Here is a 3,995-nt window from a genome sequence, read left to right on the forward strand (position 1 = left end):
TGTGGGGAGTTGGGGAAATTGAATATGGAACTATCAACATATATCATATAACCGGATTCTATGTGCAATTAACAGGATTTGATATCAGACACTCACATTATCAACACTTCAAATACCCATTCTAAATAGTAGTGTTTGAGTTGATTTTTACAACAACTGTTGCGCTATAGTTGATTATTAATTCAATTATGCTTTGAGAGCTTTTTCCCAACTTTCCGCTCCCCATACCTCATTGATATGCTTTGGTATTAGGTCTGTAGAAGAGGGTAATCAACATAATTAAACATAATTAAACATAATTAAACATAATTAAATATTTATTAGACATAGGCGTGATAATTAAAAATCAAATCAATCCCATACGCAGAAATCATTAATTCTTTCCTCTGCTCCCTACTTTCTACTCCCTGTTTTCCGGAGAGGTATATTGTGATATACTAGATTCATGTCTAACTTATTAACCGTATCTCAAGCAGCAGAACTGCTAGGAGTGTCAACAAAAACAATTAGACGATGGGAAACTGAAGGACGGATCAAATCAATCCGTACCGAAGGTGGTCATCGACGATTTACTGTCTCTAACTTAATCGGTAACAAACAAGATAATTCTTTGACCGTTGCTTATGCTAGAGTCAGTAGCCATGACCAAAAAGATGACTTAAAGCGCCAAAAAATAGTTTTAGAAGCATATTGCGCTCAACAAGGTTGGTCTTTTGAAGTCATATCAGACTCAGGTAGTGGTTTAAACTATCGCAAAAAAGGATTGATTAAGTTAATCAAACTGATCTGCTCAGAGCAAGTAGAACGATTAGTCTTAACTCATAAAGACAGATTGCTGAGATTTGGTAGTGACTTAATATTTACTTTGTGTGAAATATTTGGTACAGAAGTAGTAATCATTAATCGTTCCGAGGATTCTACCTTTGAAGAAGTTTTAGCTCAAGATGTGCTCGAAATAATTACAGTATTTTCTGCCAGACTCTATGGTTCAAGAAGCCTGAAAAACAAGGAAATTGTTAAGCAATTGAAAGAGGTAGCTAACCAGTTAAAATGAAATCGTTTAAGACTAAACTCAAAGTCAATAACAAACAAAAAACACTGCCCTTAACCTTAAGTAGGTAGGCAAAATTATTTTAGATCTACTTATTAAGTATACAAGTATATTTTTTCCCCTAATCCCTACTCTCTTAATTTTCATAAAATTAATTCAATGATTGTTTTAATTTGCTTGAGTTGAAAATTATCAACTAAAGAAGTTAACTGATTAGCTAATAAAGAATGTGTTTCTGGGATTTCTGCAATTAGCCCTAAAGCCATATCATCATTTAAAGCTTTACTGGCATAATACAACTTTTCTAACCATTCTGGAGGCATGATAATTAAATCCTCTGGTTTTAAAGGTTCTATTTTATTGGTTTGAGCTTCTTCCTCTTCTTCTGCATAAATATATTCAACTCCTAAATGTTTTTTCATTGTTTCAAAAATCATAGATTCTCGGAAAGGTTTTCTCACAAAATCATCACACCCTGCTGATAAAATAATTGATTTTTCTTCTTCTAATACACTGGCAGTTAATGCTATGATTTTCGTTTTTCTTCCTTGTATTGTGCCTTTAATATATTGAGTTGCATCATAACCATTCATTATAGGCATTTTCATATCCATCCAGATTAAGTCAGGATGCCAATCATGCCATATTTCAATTGCTTTTTGACCATTTATAGCTTCTTTTAGTTGAAATTTTAATGGCTGTAGTAATTTGATTAATAATTGACGATTAATTTGTATATCGTCTACAATTAGTATTTTGTAAGTGGGCTGATTCGGTTGTAATTCAATAGGATGACGCTCTATTTTTTCTACTTTTACTTCTGTGGAAGTCACTATATTTACCTTGATATAAAATGCAAATATAGAGCCTTTTTTGAGTTCACTTTTAACAGTAATATTTCCTCCCATTAATTGTACAAAAGCACGGGTAATAGACAATCCTAAACCTGTGCCTTCTTGACTTCTTTTTCCTGATTCTGTCTGGCTAAATATTTCAAATACTTGATTTAATTCTGCTGCTGCTATCCCTACTCCTGTATCTTCTACAGTGAACAGTAATTTTGAGGTATTGATTGTTTTATTTTTTATTTCTGACAGATAATTGTTAATTCCTAAGACAGATTTTTGAGTTTCTAAAACAGGCAATATTTCTGTGCTACCCTGAGTTTTAACTTTCACAAATATTCTACCCTCAAAAGTAAATTTAATTGCATTATTAAGTAAATTAATTAAAACTTGACGTAATTTTGTTTCATCAGTGCAGATATATCTGGGAACAGTTTCATCTATTTCAAAAATTAACTCTAATCCTTTGTCTTTAGCTTTTATTTCAAAAAGAGTCTTGATTTCATCTAAAATAAAATATACGTCAAAATTATTAGGTCTGAAACTTTGTTTTCCTGCTTCTATTTTTGCCAATTCTAAAATATCATTAATTAAACTCAGTAAATATTCCCCACTACGACTAATAATCTTGATATTTTCTTGAATTTCTTGACTTAAAGAACTCTGACGTTTCATAATTTGAGAAAAGCCTAAAATTGCATTTAAAGGTGTGCGTAATTCATGGCTCATATTCGCAATAAAACGACTTTTGGCAAGATTGGCAACTTCAGCTTTTTCTTTCGCCTTTGCTAGTTCAGTGGTACGTTCCGTGATGCGTTGTTCTAATAATTCTTCATTTTTTCGTAGTGCGATTGTGGCTTGTTTTACTGCTTCTCGCAAACGTCTTGGTGCGCTTACTAAAATATACATTAAGATACCAACCAAAATAGCGACAAGACTACTACCCAACCATAATCTTCTAGATATGGGGTTATTCTTTTGCCATCCTCCTAGGGGAATTGCTGCTATTTGCCATGAACCATTAGGCAATTTAACGTCTAAAATTACTGGATTTTTGGCAAAAATATCTTTATTTCCCCAAAATACTGCCCCATCTTTTCCTAGTCCATCCTGACCTCGAATTGTGTACTTTAGTTCTCCTTTAGGATTAACTATTCCTGCTTCTTCCAAGAGGATATCGAAATCAATGCCAATACTCACCATACCCCAATACGCTCCACTTTCAGGTTTTTGACCAAAAGGTGTGAGAAAAATGGGTGTGCGGGTAATTAAAACCCTACCTCCTTGAGGAAATAAATCAACTGGACCTGAAACAACCGTATTTCTAGTATTAATTGCTCTTTGGAATGCTTCCCTTTCATTTGGTACTTTTAGAGGTTCAAAACCTAAAGCTTCTTCTTGTCCAGCAAGGGGATAAAGATGAGTGCAAATGGAATCTTTAAATAGAGCAGCACTAGGAATTCCAGGTTGTTTCGCTACAATTATCCTAGTTAGATTTTCAAATTCTGCTTGGCTAATATCAGGATTAACTGAGGAAATATAAGCAACTAAACCCCGCATTAAGAAAAGTCGCTGATTTAAAGCTGCTTCTAAATTAGCTCGCACCGTACTAAGTTGATGGAGAACATTAGCACGATTTTGTTGTTTAAATCGCTCTTGTTCGGAACGATCTAGAATCCAAGCGATCGCAAGTACCACAAGTATAGCTAAGAATGTAGCCACATAGGGGAAAAGACTAGCTGTACTATTTTTTTTAGATTGTATTAGCATTAGTTTAGGGAGCTTTGACAGCTATAATCTAAACTGTGAAAGGATTTTTCCGTTTTATTTTAAGTTATTGGTTATTCCATTACCGAAAAATTAAGGTTTAAACCTCTCATGAGCAAGGAGAAAAAGTGGTCGTTTCGCGAAACTCCATATCCAAATCCAATCGACCAAGAGAAGAAAAAAATTATTTTTAACCAATCCTATCCGTTTTAAGAAGAGGTAATTATTAATTATTAATTGTTAATTATTAATTATTGAAAACCTTCAGGAAGAAGTATAGGCGATCGCCATATTTCGCCCCTGCTGTTTCGCCGTATACATCGCTCGATCTG

At 33.6% G+C, this 3,995-nt stretch carries 2 protein-coding genes; one reads left to right on the forward strand and one right to left on the reverse strand.

The window, feature by feature from the left end:
• The first annotated feature begins 445 nt into the window (after positions 1-445).
• Complete coding sequence (locus F6K22_RS34590; RefSeq protein WP_293108866.1) at positions 446-1,054, forward strand: IS607 family transposase; 609 nt, start codon at positions 446-448, stop codon at positions 1,052-1,054.
• Positions 1,055-1,194: 140 nt separating this feature from the next.
• Here F6K22_RS34590 and F6K22_RS34595 read toward each other — a convergent pair whose 3' ends face one another.
• On the reverse strand, positions 1,195-3,666 hold the full coding sequence (locus F6K22_RS34595) for an ATP-binding protein (protein WP_293108869.1): 2,472 nt from the start codon (positions 3,664-3,666) through the stop codon (positions 1,195-1,197).
• Between the last annotated feature and the right edge of the window lie 329 nt (positions 3,667-3,995).

It is taken from the genome of Okeania sp. SIO2F4 (assembly GCF_010672385.1).
Classification (GTDB): Bacteria; Cyanobacteriota; Cyanobacteriia; order Cyanobacteriales; family Microcoleaceae; genus Trichodesmium.